Source organism: Streptomyces sp. NPDC033221 (assembly GCF_055577005.1).
Genome location: NZ_JBVIQN010000050.1, coordinates 1 through 14,343, shown reverse-complemented (window position 1 = coordinate 14,343; position 14,343 = coordinate 1). Strand labels below are relative to the sequence as shown.

The window sequence follows — 14,343 nt, the reverse complement described above, 5'->3', positions numbered from 1 at the left end:
TGTTCCCGGTCCCCGCGCCCGTCCGCTCCCCCGCCCCCGGTAGTGTTGCGCCGAATCGTGCCACCCCGGCGGCCGCCCGGTCCGCCCCGGCCCCGGTCGCCCCGAAGGAGCCCGAGCCCCATGACACGCAGGTCGCCGTTCCGGGTGCCCGTAGCGCTGACCGCCGCGAGCGCGGCGCTGCTGACGCTGAGCGGGTGCATGACCGTGCACGGCGAACGGGAGATGCTGCCCGCGGTGTCCAAGGACGAGGCCGGCAAGGCCCTCCAGCAGTTCGTCGACGGCTTCAACGCGTCCAACAGCAAGCTGGACCCGAAGGTGAACCCCACCTACGAGACGGATTCGCTGCTCGCCGTCGACCAGGCGCTCACCAAGGCGGGGCACGCGGTCAGCCCGCAGGGCAATCCCAAGTTCCCGCCGCTGAAGCTGGCCAATCCGGCGTTCACCGTGCCCAAGCAGGCGGGCTGGCCGAAGGTGTTCCTGGCGGACGCGGTCAGCAACCGCAACAACGCGCGGTGGTTCCTGGTGTTCACCCGGGACTCCGTCGGCGCGAAGTGGAAGGCCAGCTATCTGTCCTCGCTGACCGACGAGGAGGTCCCGCAGTTCAAGACGGACCGGGACGGCTTCGCCGAGGCGGTGCCGGCCGACGCGAAGGACTCCGGCCTGAAGATCGCGCCGGGCAAGCTGAGTGAGGCGTACGCGTCGTACCTGAACACCGGCAAGGGCGAGGTCTTCGCCCCGGGGCCGCACACCGACGGGTGGCGGGCGCTGCGCGAGCGGCAGGGCCGGCAGCCCGGTTCCCGTATCCAGTACGAGGACCAGGAGTCCGGGTTCGCGCCGGTCGCGCTGCGGACCAAGGACGGCGGGGCGCTGGTGTTCTTCTCGACCTATTACCACCAGCAGAAGACGGTCTCCGAGGGGTCGCGGATCAGCATCGGCCCGGAGCTCAAGGGGATCATGGAGGGTCCGGAGAAGCCGTCCAACCGGATGGCCTTCACGACCCTGTCGGAGCAGGTGGTGAAGGTCCCGGCCGAGAGCGCCTCCGGGAAGGTCGGTGTGCTGCACCGGCTGGAGGCGAAGACGTCCGCCAAGTCGCTGTAGGCGGGGCGCGGCGCCGGCTGCACGCGGGGCGCGGCGCCGGCGGCACGGTACGGGCCGGCGCGAGGCGTCCGGCTCCGGCGGGGTCCGGCGGCCGTGCCGCGGACCCGGCTGCGGGGGTGTGCGTCAGCGGCCGATCGGCCAGGCCGCCGCTTCGTGGTCGTGGTCGGGCTGCTGGTCCGCGTAGGCCGCGCAGGCGTCGGTGAGCGTCTCCAGCAGCGTCAGCGGGTCCGGCACCGGCCGTTCGGGGCCGCGCAGCCAGGCCACCGCGGGCTGGTCACCGGGCAGCCGGGAGGGCGGCAGGAGGACGTAGCTGCCGCGGCAGTGCCAGCGCAGGCCGGGATGCTCGTCCATCGTCTCCGGATGGCAGTCCAGCTCGCAGGGCCACCACTCGTCCTCGTCGTCCGGGGTGCCGCGGGTGGCGGTGAAGAACAGCATCCGGCCCTGTCCGAGCGCCGCGCCGCTCAGCGCGACCGGGCCGACCTCGATGCCCGCCGCCTCCAGCCGCTCCAGGGCGCTGCGGCCCGCGTCGACGGGGACGTCCAGCACGTCGTGGGCGATGCCGGTGGCGGTGATGAAATTGGCCTGCGGATAGGCGCGCGCCCAGGCGGTGACCTTCTCGCGGTCGGTGCTGGCGACGGTCTGCCAGCCGAAGGAGACGGGGTGCCGGCCGGGCGTGGGACAGCCGATGCGCTCGCAGGAACAGCCGTAGCCGGAGGGGTGGGCCGCCGGGGCGAGCGGGAAACCCGCGTCGGCGACTGCCAGCAGCAGGTCCTCGCGGCCTTGTCCGGCCGCCGATCCCGTGTCCGTATCGCCGCCGTCCGAACCGCTCCTCGGCCGGCGAAGCCACTGGGAGAACCTGCTCTTGCGTTCCATCTATCCCCTCACTTCGAGCGGTGGTCTGGGATCAATGCTGCCACCATCCTCCTCCTTGGGTGACCGGAGTACGGATCCGGGGTGACCGGAGAACGGGCGAATAGCACCAATCTGGTCGGTATCCACCCCACTTCGTTCATCTTCCTTTACCTTCCGCGCCCCCTGGACACTCCCGGCACCTCACCCGGAGGTGCGCGGCCGCAGCCCCGCGAGCACCATGTCGACCAGCGTGTCCACATACGCGTACGACAGCTCGCCGGTGCGCATCAGCCAGCGCTGCGAGAAGGGGCTCAGCACCATCTCGGCCGCCACCCGCACATCCACGCCGGGACCGATCTCGCCCGCCTCCTGGGCGGCCCGCATCCGGTTCACGTACACCCGGATGCCGGGCTCCAGCAGCCGGTCGACGAACCGCGCCGACAGCTCCGCGTCGTTCGCGCCGGCCGCAGCGAGCGCGCGGTAGGGCGCCTGCCACTTCTCGTCGTTGAACTCGTCGGCGGTGGCCCGCAGGACGAACTTGAGGTCGGCGGCGAGATCCCCGGTGTCCGGCAGCCCGGCCTCGTACCCCGCCACGTCCTGGGTGAAGGCGTCGAGCAGGACGGCGGCCTTGGAGGGCCACCAGCGGTAGATCGTCTGTTTGCCGACGCCGGCGCGGGAGGCGATGCCCTCGATCGTGAGCTTGTCGTAGCCGACCTCGCCGACGAGGGAGAGGGCCGCGTCGAAGATGGCGCGGCGCGAACGTTCGCTGCGGCGGGTGGCGTCGGGCGCTGTCTTGTTGGTCATGGCCGGAGTCTACCGAGAGGTGAGGCGAGACGTATCGTCTTGACAAGACGGAGCGTCTCGCCCAGACTCGACAACGAACGAGACGCACCGTCTCGCTCGTCGGCGAACGAAGGAGATGACCCCATGAGCAAGGGAAGCGCGGGCAACATGCTCGGCGTCGGCGGCACCCGCAGCAAGCTCTCCCGCGGCGCGCTGCGCGGCGGCCGGGGCGGCAACGGCGTGGGCGGCGGCACCGATCCGATGGCGCAGCGGCGTGCCCTGCTGCGCAGGCTCCAGGAACAGCGCGGCGCCGGAGAAACCCGCCAGGGGTGAAAACCACCCGATCGGATCACTGCGCAACAGGCTCCTCACGGTGGACGATTCGAGCGCGTACGCACGCACCTCGTACGCCTCCGCGTCCCACCCACCGTGAGGAGCCTTCCTTGCGTACAGCCCGACGCAGCGCCCGGTCCCGGCGCTACCTGATGTGCCCGCCGGCCCACTTCAAGGTCAGCTACTCCATCAATCCCTGGATGGACCCGGACAAACCCGTCGATCTGCCGCTGGCACTCGCCCAGTGGGAGGTGCTGCGCGACCGCTACCGCGCGCTCGGCCACACCGTCGAGGAGCTGCGGCCCCGCCCCGACCTGCCGGACATGGTCTTCGCCGCCAACGGCGCCACCGTCGTGGACGGCCGGGTGCTCGGCGCGCGGTTCGCCTTCGAGGAGCGCCGCGGCGAGGCCGCCGTACACGCCGCGTGGTTCCGGGACCACGGCTTCACCGAGGTCCGCGAGCCGGAGAACGTCAACGAGGCGGAAGGCGACTTCGCGGTCACCGCCTCCTGGCTGCTGGCCGGGCGCGGCTTCCGCAGCAGCCCGCTCTCGCACGCCGAGGCGCAGGAGTACTTCGGCCGCCCGGTGATCGGCCTGGACCTGGTCGACCCGCGCTATTACCACCTCGACACGGCGCTGTGCGTACTGGACGACGCGACGGACTCGGAGGTCATGTACTACCCGGGCGCGTTTTCCGAGGGCAGCCGCGCCGTACTGGCCCGGCTCTTCCCCGACGCCCTGATCGCCTCGCGCGCGGACGCGGAGGCGTTCGGGCTGAACGCGGTCAGCGACGGGCGGCACGTCCTGCTGCCGCAGGCCGCGGTGGGGCTCTTCGCCCCGCTCCGCGAGCGCGGGTACGAGCCGGTCGGCATGGACCTGACCGAACTGCTCAAGGGCGGCGGCAGCGTCAAGTGCTGCACCCAGGAGCTGCGCCCGGCCCTCCCGTAACGGGGCTGGTCAGCCCGTCAGTCACCGGTCAGCCCGCCGGCCGCTCCCAGGCGTCGCCCCACTCCGCGTCGCGGGCCGCCTTGTAACGGTCGCCGTGCCGCTTGGTGACCGTGTCGCGCCGCAGCCCCTCCTCCGTACAGAGGTCCAGCAGGACCTGTCCCTTGCGGAGCTGGGGCTTGCGGACGACACGGGAGGGGGCGGGGACGGCCGCCGCGCCGGCCACCGCCTCCGGCCGCACCGCCGCGACATAGCTGAACTTCTCGTCCTCGTACGGCAGCGAGCCGCCCTTGACCTGACGGTGCAGCGAGGAGCGGTTCACCCGGGCGGCCATGTGGCACCAGTCCTCGCCCGGCACGATCGGGCACATACCGCTGTGCGGGCACGGTGCGAGGACGCGCAGCCCGGCGTCGGTCAGCTGCTCGCGGGCCTCGCGGATACGCAGGTAGCCGTCCGGGGTGCCGGGCTCGATCAGGACGACGGCCGACGCCCCGGCCGCCGCGCCGACGACCGCGCGGCGGTCCTCCGGGCGCAGCTCGCCGAGCACGTACGAGACGGTGACCAGGTCCGTGCCCGCCGGGACCGCCATGCCCGCGTTGATGGCCCGGCGCTGCCAGTCGGTGTCCGGCAGGACGCCGGCGGCCAGCTCGCGGCCCAGCTCCAGCGCCGGTTCGGCCCAGTCGTACACGGTCGTGCGGTGGCCGGCCCAGGTGGCCGCGACCGCCCAGGTCGCGGCGCCGGTGCCGCCGCCGATGTCCACATGGGAGGCGGGCGCCCAGTCCGGCAGCCGCGCCGCGAAGGCGTCCAGCGCGTGCCGTACGGCCTCGAAGGTCGCGGGCATCCGGTAGGCGGCGTACGCGGCGACATCCGCGCGGTCCCGGAGGACCGGGGCGTCGGTCGGTGTCCGGCCCCGGTAGTTGGCGATCAGCCGGTCGACGGCCCGCGCGGCCTGCGTGGGCGGCAGGCCGTCGAGCAGGCCGGCCAGTGCGGCGCGCAGTTCGTCGTGCATTCCGGCTATTTTACGGGGCTGATGTGACGGTTCTGCCCTGCCGCCCGGTCACGGGGCCGACGTGCCGGTCCTGCCGTGCCGCCCGGCCGAACCGGCCCGTACCGCCCGCGCCAGCCGGGTCGCAGCCGCCGCCCGCGGTCCGCTGCCCGCCTCGCGCCGCCGCGGATGGACGGTGTTGGCCAGCAGCACCAGGAACGTGTCGGTCGCCCGGTCCAGCACCAGGCTCGTACCGGTGAACCCGGTGTGCCCGGCCGCGCCGCGCCCCGCCAGCTCGCCCATGAACCACGGCTGGTCCACGCCGAAGCCGAGGCCCGGCGGGTCCAGCAGCAGCGCCACCGACTTCCCGCTCAGGATGCGCTCCCGGCCGTACACGCCGCCGCTGAGCAGCGTCCGGCACAGCACCGCCAGGTCCTGCGCCGTCGAGAACAGGCCCGCGTGCCCGGCGACTCCGCCGAGCGCCCACGCGTTCTCGTCGTGCACCACCCCGCGCACCAGGCCGCGGTCCGCCTTGGCCCACGGCCGCCGCTGGTCCTCGGTCGCGGCCACGCCCACCGGGGCCAGCGGACCGAACGACGTGCTGGTCATGCCCAGCGGGCCGGTGATCCCGTGCGCCACGAGGGCGTCCAGCCGCAGGCCGGTGAGCCGTTCGAGGATCAGCTGGAGGGCGATGAGGTTGAGGTCGGAGTAGCGGTACGTGCCGCCGGGCGGCTCGGCGGGCGCCGCCGCTTCCGCCCACAGCAGCTCCAGCTGGGCCGCGCGCCCCTGGCGCTCGTGGAACGGCAGCTCCGGGCGCAGGCCCGAGGTGTGGGTGAGCAGGCCGCGGACCGTGATGCCGGCGGCGAAGCCCGGCAGCCAGCGGTCCGCCGCGGCGTCCAGGTCCAGCAGCCCCCGCTCCGCCTGCTGCACCGCCACGACCGCGGTGCACAGCTTGGTCAGCGAGGCCAGGTCGAAGACCGTGCCGACGCGCGTCGGCTCCCGCTGCTCCGGGGGCAGTTCCACACCGCGGTCCTGCTCGGGGTCGTAGCCCGCGTAGCGCAGTGCCCAGCCCGCCGCCTCCTCGGCGGCGACCACCGGGCCGCGCCCGGCGAGCACCACGGCACCCGCGCACCAGGGGTCCGGCCCCTCGGTCGCCTCCCGCACCCCGCGTACGAGGTGCCGTATCCAGGCGGGGTCCAGTCCCGCGGCGGCGGGGGTGCCGTGTCGCAGTGCCGTTGCGTTCAGAGCCTGGTCCTCTCGCCGGTCCCGGTGGCGGTCTCCTCCCTACGCTGCCACGGGCGGCACAGTCCCAGGAAGCTCAGCAGCGCCAGTACGCCACAGGAGAGCTGGACCACCGCCATCGGTACGGCCGTGTGCTCGCCCGCGATGCCGACGAGCGGCGAGGCGATCGAGCCGAGGAGGAAGGTGGAGGTGCCCAGCAGGGCCGAGGCGGAGCCCGCCGCGTGCCCGGAGCGCAGCAGCGCCTTGGTGTTGGCCGACGGCATGACCAGACCCATCGCGGACATCAGGACGAACAGCCCGGCGGCCATCGGCCACAGCCCGACCTCGCCGAAGGCGCCGCCGGCCATCAGCAGCAGCGCCGTCGCGGCGGCGGTGATCAGGCCCAGGCCGATGCCCAGCACCACGTCCAGGCTGACCCGGCCGACCAGTACCTTGCCGTTGATCTGGCCGACCAGGACGAGGCCCACGGAGTTGACGCCGAACAGCAGGCTGAAGGTCTGCGGGGAGGCGCCGTAGATCTCCTGGATCACGAACGGCGAGGCGGAGATGTACGCGAACAGCGCGGCGAAGGCGAACGCGCCGACGATCAGGTAGCCGGAGAAGGCGCGGTCGGCGAGCAGCGAGCGCATGGTGCCCAAGGCCTCGCCGAGGCCGCCGGAGTGCCGCCGCTCGGGCGGCAGCGTCTCGTGCAGGCGGCGCCAGACGAGCAGGGTGAGCAGCACTCCGACCACGGTCAGTACGACGAAGACGCCGCGCCAGTCGGTGATCCGCAGGATCTGCCCGCCGATCAGCGGCGCGACGACGGGGGCGACGCCGGAGATCAGCATCAGGGTGGAGAAGAAGCGGGCCATCGCCACGCCGTCGTACAGGTCGCGGACGACGGCCCGGGCGATGACGATGCCGGCCGCGCCCGCCAGGCCCTGGAGCAGGCGGAAGGCGATGAGCAGTTCGGCGTTGGTGGCCAGGGCGCACAGCGCGGTGGCGAGGATGTAGATCACCATGCCGACGAGCAGCGGACGCCGGCGGCCCCACTTGTCGCTCATCGGCCCGACGACCATCTGTCCGAGGGCCATGCCCGCGAGGCAGGTGGTCAGGGTGAGCTGGACGGTGGCGGCCGGGCTGTGCAGCGCGTTGGTGACCTCCGGCAGGGCCGGCAGGTACATGTCCATGGAAAGCGGCGGCACCGCGGTCAGGCCGCCGAGGACGAGGGTGACGAGCAGGCTGCTGCGGCGGGACGCGGCGGGCGCCGCCGCCACGTCCCGCTCGGCTATCGGAACGCTGTCCTGGGGCTCCGTCGTTCCGGTGCCGGGGTCCGTCATGAGTGTCTCCATGGATGATCGATGGCCAGACCATGGTGTCATGCACGGAACGGACTCCGGCGCGTGTTTTCCGGACCGGCCTCCGGGCGGGAGCCCCATGTCCCGCCCCCGGCGTACGGACTCAGGCCGGCTTGAGCCCCGGGCTGCCCGCCTCGGACACGAACGAACCCGCCGTGCGGACCGGCGCCCCCGGCTCCGTCACCTTCGACACCGTACGGAAGTCGGCACGCGCCTTCTCCCGGTCCAGCGTGACCGTCACATAGCCGCGCCGGCCGTTGTAGAACTTCAGGTGCGGGTTGGCGGCCAGGTAGGTGCCCCAGTTGGCCGGCTTGTCCGCGCCGTCCTCGCCGCTGGTGATCGAGGTGGTCACGAACTCCACGCCCGCGGTACGCGACTTCTCGTCCCGGAAATCCCGCTTGATGTCGAACGCATAGTGCACGTGCACATCGCCGGTCAGCACGACCAGGTTGTCCACGCCCGCCGCCTCCGCCCCCTTCAGCACCCGCTCGCGGGAAGCGGCGTAACCGTCCCAGGAGTCCATGCTGAGCTTGTAGCCGGGCCCGGTGGCGTTGCGCCGCTCGGCGAAGGTGACCTGCTGCGGCAGTACGTTCCACAGCGCCGAGGAGGACCGCCAGCCGTCGATCAGCCAGCGCTCCTGCTCCTTGCCGGTCAGGGTGCGCTTCGGGTCGGCGGACTCGGGTCCCGGGGTGCGCCAGCCGTCGCCGTACGCCTGGTCGGAACGGTACTGGCGGGTGTCGAGCACATCGAACTGAGCCAGCTGCCCGAAGCGCACGCGGCGGTAGAGCCGGGCGTCCGGGCCGTTCGGGCGCTGCGGGCGGCGCAGCGGCTGGTTCTCCCAGTACGCGCGGTAGGCGGCGGCGCGGCGCAGCAGGAACTCGCCCTTGGGGTCGTTCTTCTCGCTGACGTCGTCGGCGTAGTTGTTCTCCACCTCGTGGTCGTCCCAGGTGACGATGAACGGGTGCGCGGCGTGCGCGGCCTGGAGGTCGGGGTCGGACTTGTAGAGCGCGTACCGCAGCCGGTAGTCCTCCAGCGTCACCGTCTCGCGGTTGAAGCGCGCGGGCAGCTTGCGGTCGGTGTACTTGCGGGCGCCGCCGACGGCGTCCACCGGGTACTCGTACAGATAGTCACCGAGGTGGAAGACGACATCGAGGTCCTCGGCGGCCAGATGCCGGTGGGCGGTGTAATAACCGTCGTGGTACGCCTGGCAGGAGACGACGCCCAGCCGCAGTTCGCTGTTCTTCGCGCCGGGCGCGGGCGCGGTGCGGGTCCGGCCGGCCGGGCTGATCCAGTCGCCGGCGCGGAAGCGGTAGTAGTAGACGCGGTCCGGCGCGAGGCCGGTGGCCTCGATGTGCACCGCGTGGTTGAACTCCGGGTGCGCCTCGGCCCGCCCGCGCCCCGCCAGCCGCCGGAACTTCTCGTCGTACGCGACCTCCCAGCGCACCGTCACCCGGGCCTGCGGCATACCGCTGCCCGGCTCGTACGGCTTCGGGGCGAGCCGGGTCCACAGCACGACGGAGCCGGGCAGCGGGTCGCCGGAGGCCACCCCCAGTGTGAAGGGGTTCTCGGTGATCTTCCGGGCGTCGGCCTCGGCGGCGGCGTACGCGACGCCGGTGCCCGGCAGGTTGGCCGCGAAGGCCAGCGCCGCGGCGGCCCCGGTGCCGGTGAGGAAACGGCGCCGGGCGAGCTGTGCGGCGGCGGTCCGCATCTCCTGCGTGTGCGGAGCGTCCTGGGGCCCCTGTCCGGGCCGCGCGTCCTGCTCGTACTGACCTTGACGGGCCATCTGCCCCTCCCTGGACCGGTGTTGTCACCAGCGATTGGAGGGGCGGGGGACGGCGTTCCGCTGTCCCCCGTTCGACGCACACATGACAAGCGGATGATGTCTGCGCCCGCATCGGGCGCCTGCGGACAATCACGGCGGGGGCCGCCCCGGGCCGTCCCTGGCCGGGCGGTTCGGGTGTCCGGGGTCCGGCGAGACCGTCCCCTCCTCGGCCGGACCGGCGTTTCCGTAGGATCCGGGCATGGCTGAACTGATGGTGCGCGACGGCACATGGTCCTTCGACGGTGACCGGGTGTGGATCGTGCCGGGGCGGGAGCGGGGCGTGCACCGGCTGCGGCAGGACCTGGGCGAGACGTCCGTACCGCTGGAGGCACTGGCGGGCATCGCCTACGAACCGGCCCGCAAGGGCGGCCGGTTGCGCCTGCGGCTGCGGGACGGCGCCGACCCGCTGCTGTACGTCACCGGCGGCAGCCTGCCGGACGACGCCAACCCGTACCAGGTCGCCGTGGACCCGGACCGTACCGGCGTCGCCGAGTACTTCGCCGACGAGGTGCGCCAGTCCCTCCTGCTCGACCAGGTGGCGACCGGACCCACCGACCGCTACCTGCTGCCGGGCCCCGCCGTACCGCTGTCCGCGGCGGGCGTGGACGGAGTGGCGACCTTCGACGGGGAACACGTACACATCGACTGGCGCTGGTCCACCAACGAGAGCAAGAAACACGGCGGCGCACGGGACTTCACCCTCGCCGACCTGGCCGGGGTCGACTGGCGGCCCGCCGCCGGCCTGGAATCCGGCTATCTGCGCTTCCGGCCGAAGGGCAGCACGGTGAAACTCAAGCCGGAACACGACCCGAACGCCATCGAACTGTGGGGATTCAAGAAGGAGAGCGGCCGCACGGCCCTGCTCGCGGCGGCGGTCGCGGCGCGGCTGCCGCACCCGTCGGGCGGCCCCGCACCGGCGGCTGCGGGCCCGGCGGCCGCGGGCTCGGTGGCCGGGACGCCGGACGCACCGGCCCTGGAGCGGACGGTGGAGACGGGCAGCGGGAGCGGCGGCGAGGGCGCCGACGTACTGCTGCGCCGGCTGCGCGAACTGGGCGAACTCCACCGGGACGGCATCCTCACCGCCGAAGAGTTCACCGCCGCCAAGGCCGCCGTACTCAAGGACTTTCAGGGGGCGGGCTGAACGCGTTTGCCCGGTAGCGGCTCCGCCGCGGCGTACGGGCCGCGCCTTACCCTGCCGCCATGACGACATCCGACCCCCGCCCCGGCACCACCACCCCACCCGCTCCCTCACCCACTTCCCCACCCACTCCCCAGCCCGCACCGGTCGCCCTGGTCACCGGCGCCGGTTCCGGCATCGGCCGCGCCGTCGCGCTGACCCTCGCCGGGGCCGGCTGGTCGGTGGCGCTCGCCGGGCGGCGCGCCGACGCCCTGGCGGAGACCGCGCGCCAGGCGGCACGGGACACGGACGGCGCCACCCTGCGCGTACCGGCCGACATCACCCGCCCCGATCAGGTGGACGCCCTGTTCGCCGCGGTCCATGACCGCTTCGGGCGGCTGGACCTCCTCTTCAACAACGCCGGCACCTTCGGCCCGCCCGTACCGCTGGAGGAACTGTCGTACGACGACTGGCGCACGGTCGTCGACACCAACCTCACCGGCGCGTTCCTGTGCGCCCAGGCCGCCTTCCGCACGATGCGGCAGCAGGACCCGCGCGGCGGCCGCATCATCAACAACGGCTCCGTCTCCGCGCACGCCCCGCGCCCGCACTCCGTCGCCTACACCGCCACCAAGCACGCGATGACCGGCCTGACCAAGTCCCTCTCCCTGGACGGGCGTCCGTACGACATCGCCTGCGGCCAGATCGACATCGGCAACGCGGCGACCGAGATGACCGGCCGGATGCGGTCCGGCATCCTCCAGGCCAACGGGACGACGGCGGCCGAACCGGTGATGGACGCGGCGGACGTGGCCCGTACGGTCCTGCACATGGCGCAGCTGCCGCTGGGGGCGAACGTGCAGTTCGCGACGGTGATGGCGACGGCCATGCCGTACATCGGGCGGGGCTGAGGACCGCCCGGCCGCCGGACTCCGGCGGGACGCGCTCCTGACAGACGGCGCATCCGGTGGGACTCTTCCTGACGCACGTCCATCCGCACCGCTCATCTGCCGGGCCGCGGAATCCGCGGCCACGTAGACGACGGCCGCGCGGTTCGCCACCACGCGGCCCCGCAGAAGGAGTCACGCGTGAGACGAAACGTCAGCACCTTCCCCGGCGCCCGCCGACGCGGTATGTCCCGTGCCGTCGCCGGTGCCCTGACCGCGGCCGGCGTCCTGCTCGGCGCGGCGCTCCAGACCGGCGCGGCGGGCGCGGCCGGTACGGGTACGGACACGGCCTCGGCCGGTACGGGTACGGCCGGTACGGGTACGGCCGGTACGGGTACGGCGGCCTCCTCCGTGGCCGACTTCTGGACGGCGGAGCGGATGCGCGAGGCCACCCCGCTGGACCTGCTGTCGGCCGGAGCCGACGGGCCGGGGGCGAAACGATCCGGCACGGCGGCGAAACGATCCGGCAGCACGGCGGACCGGACCGCCTCCCCGGTACGGAGCGGCCCCGAGCGCACCGTACGCCCCACCCTCCCCACCGCCTCCTCCGCCGCCTCCGTCCCCAAGTCCTTCCCGCAGGCGGGCGCCCCGTGGACCGGCGGCGGCACCGTGACGAACACCGCGGGCCGGGTGTTCTTCACCTACCAGGGCCGTACCGCCTCCTGCTCGGGCAACGCCGTCACCAGCGCGAACAAGAGCACGGTGATCACCGCCGGGCACTGCGTGAAGCTCAACGGCGCCTGGCACAGCGACTGGGTCTTCGTGCCCGGCTACCGCGACGGCCAGGCCCCGTACGGCAAGTGGGCCGCCTCCAAGACCCTCAGCACACCGCAGTGGACGGCGAGCGAGGACATCAACTACGACGTCGGCGCCGCGGTCGTCGCCCCGGTCGGCGGACAGCGGCTGACCGATGTCGTCGGCGGCCAGGGGCTCGCGTTCAACACCGGCTACAACAAGCCGATGTACGCCTTCGGTTACCCGGCCGCCGCACCGTACGACGGCAGCAAACTCATCTACTGCAGCGGCAACACCATCAAGGACCCGCTGTTCTCCCGGGACCACGGGCTGTCCTGCAACATGACGGGCGGCTCCAGCGGCGGCCCCTGGTTCACCTCGTTCGACGAGGCCACCGGCGCCGGCCTGCAGTCCTCGGTGAACAGCTTCGGCTACACCTTCCTGCCCAACACCATGTTCGGGCCGTACTTCGGTGACGACGCCGAAAACCTCTACGACGAGGCGCAGTCGAGCTGACCGGACCGCTCCCGCCCGGCCCGGCGGCGGCCCGTCACACACCGTCCGGAGGGGTACGCCCACCGGCCGCCCCTCCGGACGGCAGGCACCGCACGGGGTTGTTCCCCGGAGCTCTCATTTCCGGGGCTGATAATCCACGCACACATGGGGGAAACTCGGTATGCCCATGGCGTCATTCTCACGCTTTTCATGCCCTTCTCATGGAAAACTCATCGACGCCCGGCCACCAGCCACAATTACCCCGTGACGGCATCCCCCGAACGGATCATGAATTCCCCACTCCCCCCTGTCTCATTTCTTTCCCCGCGGAATGGATGACCCCCACTCCGGGCAATTCGGTGCTAGCGTCCGGCGGACAGAAGTGCACTCCCTGCTCACTGATTCCTTGCCCGACCATCCGTCGCCGAGGGGACTTCCATGACAGTGACCGACAGCAGTGCGAACAGCGGCCCGGCGCCCGCCCCTGAAGAAGTCGGCGCCATGTACGGCCGGTTCGGCGACCTGCTCGCCATGGTGCTCGGCGGCAGCGCCCTGCACGTCGGCATGTTCGTCCCGCACGGTGAACGCACCCGGGCCGCCTCCCTCCTCGGCCTGTCCGACCTCGCCCAGGACCGGCAGACCGAGTACCTCGCCGACATCCTGGCCGACGGCCTGCCGCCGGACGCCCGCCTGCTCGACATCGGCTGCGGCACCGGCGGCCCGGCCATCCACCTGGCCCGGCGCACCGGCGGCCGGGTCACCGGCATCACCGTCAGCAAGGAGCAACTCGCCAGGTGCGCGCAACGGGTGGCCGCCGCCACCGGCCTCGCCGACCGGGTCGGCTTCGCGTACGGCAACGTGATGCGGCTCGACCACGCGGACGACTCGTACGACGCGGCCTGGTCCATCGACTGCTTCCCCCACCTCTCGGACCGGCCCGCCGGACTGCGCGAGGTCCGGCGCGTCCTGCGGCCCGGCGGCCGTCTGCTGATGACGGAGTTCGCCCGGCGCGGCACCGCCGTCCCCGCGGAGACGGAGGCCTTCACCCGGCTGTGGACATCCCCGCCGCCCACCCCCTTCGCCACGCTTCTCGAAGAGGCCGAAGAAGCCGGATTCCGTATCACCCGCATACAGAACATGACATCGAACATCGCACTGTGCGGCGAGCTGATGTACACGCTTTACCGAGAACGGCGCGATGAGATCGAGCAGCGTTTCGGAAAAGAGGCCACCGCGCACACCGATCCGCTGATGGAGCCGTTCCGCACATTCTGCCGGGAACACGTGGACTATTACCTGCTGCTGCTCAGCAAGCCGGAAAACTGACCGCCCGATCCGGGCCCGGCAGCCCCGCCCGCACCGATCCGAGAGCTGACTTCCCCCTATGGTCGCCAAACCGCCCTTCGGCCTGCCCGATTCCGATTCCCCGCCTTCCGCCGCCTCCCCCACCCGGTCCGCGCCGCTTTCGCCGCCCGCCCAGCGCACGCCCTCACCCCTGGACACCACGCCGCGCCGACGGCCGCGCCGCCGTTGGGAGGTGTGGCGCTCCCCCGACAATCAGCCCCCCTGGGCGCGCCCCGCCCTGCTCGCCGTCGCGGCCCTGGCCGGCCTGCTCTACGCATGGAACATCACCACCAGCGGCCTGGCCCCCTA

Annotated in this window: 14 protein-coding genes; 8 read left to right on the top strand and 6 right to left on the bottom strand. The window is 72.6% G+C overall.

The features are described 5' to 3' along the window. The first annotated feature begins 120 nt into the window (after nt 1–120). Complete coding sequence (locus ACZ53K_RS38790; protein ID WP_468846660.1) at nt 121–1,098, top strand: SCO2278 family lipoprotein; 978 nt, start codon at nt 121–123, stop codon at nt 1,096–1,098. A gap of 123 nt (nt 1,099–1,221) precedes the next feature. Here the strand turns inward: ACZ53K_RS38790 and ACZ53K_RS38785 are convergent, their stop codons facing one another. Beyond that, nucleotides 1,222–1,971, bottom strand: a complete 750-nt coding sequence (locus ACZ53K_RS38785) for a bifunctional DNA primase/polymerase (protein ID WP_468846658.1) — start codon at nt 1,969–1,971, stop codon at nt 1,222–1,224. Between the two features lie 180 nt (nt 1,972–2,151). Then, complete coding sequence (locus ACZ53K_RS38780) at nt 2,152–2,754, bottom strand: TetR/AcrR family transcriptional regulator (protein ID WP_468846656.1); 603 nt, start codon at nt 2,752–2,754, stop codon at nt 2,152–2,154. A gap of 123 nt (nt 2,755–2,877) precedes the next feature. Here ACZ53K_RS38780 and ACZ53K_RS38775 point away from each other — a divergent pair, with 123 nt between their 5' ends. Together ACZ53K_RS38775 and ddaH are read left to right on the top strand one after the other, a co-directional pair. Continuing rightward, the gene (locus ACZ53K_RS38775) at nt 2,878–3,066 is read left to right on the top strand and encodes a DUF6243 family protein (protein WP_030019783.1); all 189 of its coding nucleotides are present in this window, start codon (nt 2,878–2,880) and stop codon (nt 3,064–3,066) included. Nucleotides 3,067–3,176: 110 nt separating this feature from the next. Further along, nucleotides 3,177–4,013, top strand: coding sequence for a dimethylargininase (ddaH, locus tag ACZ53K_RS38770; protein WP_468846653.1), 837 nt, complete (start codon nt 3,177–3,179; stop codon nt 4,011–4,013). Between the two features lie 28 nt (nt 4,014–4,041). On the opposite strand, the gene ACZ53K_RS38765 is transcribed toward ddaH, so the two are convergent. The 4 genes from ACZ53K_RS38765 to ACZ53K_RS38750 all read right to left on the bottom strand — a co-directional run bounded on the left by ACZ53K_RS38765 (nt 4,042) and on the right by ACZ53K_RS38750 (nt 9,282). After that, entirely contained in the window at nt 4,042–5,019 is a 978-nt protein-coding gene (locus ACZ53K_RS38765) for a small ribosomal subunit Rsm22 family protein (protein ID WP_468846650.1), read from the bottom strand. A gap of 48 nt (nt 5,020–5,067) precedes the next feature. After that, on the bottom strand, nt 5,068–6,159 hold the full coding sequence (locus ACZ53K_RS38760; protein WP_468846649.1) for a serine hydrolase domain-containing protein: 1,092 nt from the start codon (nt 6,157–6,159) through the stop codon (nt 5,068–5,070). 77 nt (nt 6,160–6,236) lie between these two features. Further along, nucleotides 6,237–7,556, bottom strand: coding sequence for a multidrug effflux MFS transporter (locus ACZ53K_RS38755; protein ID WP_468846647.1), 1,320 nt, complete (start codon nt 7,554–7,556; stop codon nt 6,237–6,239). A 121-nt stretch (nt 7,557–7,677) separates the two neighbouring features. Further along, complete coding sequence (locus tag ACZ53K_RS38750; RefSeq protein WP_468846740.1) at nt 7,678–9,282, bottom strand: alkaline phosphatase D family protein; 1,605 nt, start codon at nt 9,280–9,282, stop codon at nt 7,678–7,680. Between the two features lie 313 nt (nt 9,283–9,595). Between ACZ53K_RS38750 and ACZ53K_RS38745 the strand changes: the two genes are divergently transcribed. The 5 genes from ACZ53K_RS38745 to ACZ53K_RS38725 form a co-directional block, all read left to right on the top strand. After that, nucleotides 9,596–10,537, top strand: a complete 942-nt coding sequence (locus ACZ53K_RS38745; RefSeq protein ID WP_468846645.1) for a DUF4429 domain-containing protein — start codon at nt 9,596–9,598, stop codon at nt 10,535–10,537. Between the two features lie 59 nt (nt 10,538–10,596). After that, nucleotides 10,597–11,424 (top strand): SDR family oxidoreductase, encoded by an 828-nt coding sequence (locus ACZ53K_RS38740; RefSeq protein WP_468846643.1) that lies wholly within the window; start codon nt 10,597–10,599, stop codon nt 11,422–11,424. Between the two features lie 177 nt (nt 11,425–11,601). Then, the gene (locus tag ACZ53K_RS38735; RefSeq protein ID WP_468846641.1) at nt 11,602–12,711 is read left to right on the top strand and encodes a trypsin-like serine peptidase; all 1,110 of its coding nucleotides are present in this window, start codon (nt 11,602–11,604) and stop codon (nt 12,709–12,711) included. A gap of 417 nt (nt 12,712–13,128) precedes the next feature. Then, entirely contained in the window at nt 13,129–14,016 is an 888-nt protein-coding gene (locus tag ACZ53K_RS38730; RefSeq protein ID WP_468846639.1) for an SAM-dependent methyltransferase, read from the top strand. Between the two features lie 58 nt (nt 14,017–14,074). Then, a partial coding sequence (locus ACZ53K_RS38725) for a hypothetical protein (RefSeq protein ID WP_468846637.1) occupies nt 14,075–14,343 on the top strand: 269 nt, incomplete at its 3' end.

Bases quoted from the DNA above. Each gene is read 5' to 3' on its own strand.
- ACZ53K_RS38790 (WP_468846660.1), top strand. From the start codon at position 121: ATGACACGCAGGTCGCCGTTCCGGGTGCCCGTAGCGCTGACCGCCGCG.
- ACZ53K_RS38785 (WP_468846658.1), bottom strand. From the start codon at position 1,971: ATGGAACGCAAGAGCAGGTTCTCCCAGTGGCTTCGCCGGCCGAGGAGC.
- ACZ53K_RS38780 (WP_468846656.1), bottom strand. From the start codon at position 2,754: ATGACCAACAAGACAGCGCCCGACGCCACCCGCCGCAGCGAACGTTCG.
- ACZ53K_RS38775 (WP_030019783.1), top strand. From the start codon at position 2,878: ATGAGCAAGGGAAGCGCGGGCAACATGCTCGGCGTCGGCGGCACCCGC.
- ACZ53K_RS38765 (WP_468846650.1), bottom strand. From the start codon at position 5,019: ATGCACGACGAACTGCGCGCCGCACTGGCCGGCCTGCTCGACGGCCTG.
- ACZ53K_RS38755 (WP_468846647.1), bottom strand. From the start codon at position 7,556: ATGACGGACCCCGGCACCGGAACGACGGAGCCCCAGGACAGCGTTCCG.
- ACZ53K_RS38750 (WP_468846740.1), bottom strand. From the start codon at position 9,282: ATGCGGACCGCCGCCGCACAGCTCGCCCGGCGCCGTTTCCTCACCGGC.
- ACZ53K_RS38745 (WP_468846645.1), top strand. From the start codon at position 9,596: ATGGCTGAACTGATGGTGCGCGACGGCACATGGTCCTTCGACGGTGAC.
- ACZ53K_RS38740 (WP_468846643.1), top strand. From the start codon at position 10,597: ATGACGACATCCGACCCCCGCCCCGGCACCACCACCCCACCCGCTCCC.
- ACZ53K_RS38730 (WP_468846639.1), top strand. From the start codon at position 13,129: ATGACAGTGACCGACAGCAGTGCGAACAGCGGCCCGGCGCCCGCCCCT.